Annotated in this window: 1 protein-coding gene; it reads left to right on the plus strand. The window is 64.8% G+C overall.

Annotation, left to right across the window (positions count from 1 at the left end):
* Nucleotides 1–1067, plus strand: a 1067-nt coding sequence (locus FMZ75_RS21120; RefSeq protein ID WP_207783564.1) for an IS4 family transposase, incomplete at its 5' end; no start/stop codon positions are given.
* Nucleotides 1068–1088: the final 21 nt, after the last annotated feature.

The raw sequence follows: 1088 nt of genomic DNA on the forward strand, positions 1-1088 counted from the left end.
GCTCCTTGTCGCTCGCTGTGCTTGGCGTGATGACGAGCGCGTCGCTCGCGGTGGCCGTCATCGGTCAGGCGCTCGCGCAGGCGCGCGGAAAATCGGCCAAGCACGCCATCAAGCAGGTCGACCGTCTCTCGAGCAATCAGGGCATAGAGGTGTGGGAGCTGCTCCCGCTCTGGATCGCGGAGACCATCGGCGCGAGCCGCGATCTCGTCGTCGCCATGGACTGGACCGAGTTCGACGCCGACGATCAATCGACGCTGGCGCTCAACCTCGTCACAAGGCACGGGCGCGCGCAGCCCTTGCTGTGGTTCTCCGTGTTCAAAGCCGAACTGTCGGGCAAGCGCAACGAGATCGAGGACGCTTGCCTCGTTCGGCTCAAAGAGGCGCTGCCCGAAGGAACGAAGGTGACGATCCTGGCCGACCGCGGCTTCGGCGACGTGAAGCTGTTCCGCTTTCTCGAGGAGATGGGCTTCGGCTATGTCATTCGTTTTCGTGGCGACACTTTCGTGAGCGCGGCCGATGGCGAGACGCGCCGCGCAGCGGACTGGGTCGGCGTCGGCGGGCGGGCGCGCAAGCTCGCGAACGCCGAGGTCTCGAAAGAGCGGCAGAAGATCGGCGCGGTCGTCTGCGTCCACGCCAAGGGCATGAAGGACGCTTGGCATCTGGCGGCGAGCGACGCAACGGCGACGCCGCGCGCCATCATCGACCTTTATTCTCGGCGTTGGAGCATAGAGCCGGAGTTCCGGGATACGAAGGATCTTCGGTTCGGCATGGGCCTGAGCTCGACACGCCTCGGCGATCCTTATCGGCGCGACCGGCTGCTGCTGCTGAGCGCCATCGCCGTCCTGCTGCTGACGCTCCTCGGCGGCGCCGGCGAAGCGCTCGGCATGGACCGGATGCTCAAAAGCAACACCGTCAAGCGCCGCGTGCATTCCTTGTTTCGCCAGGGTTGCCTGTATTACGACGCGATTCCCAACATGCCGGAAAAAGACTTGACCGCGCTCATGGAGCGCTTCCAGGCTGCGCTCTCAGAAAACAAGGTCACGGCCGCCGTGCTCGCCGTGGGGTGAGAAAATGAGGGGATGCTTGAG

The organism is Methylosinus sp. RM1, assembly GCF_011378635.1.
GTDB lineage: Bacteria > Pseudomonadota > Alphaproteobacteria > Rhizobiales > Beijerinckiaceae > Methylosinus > Methylosinus sporium.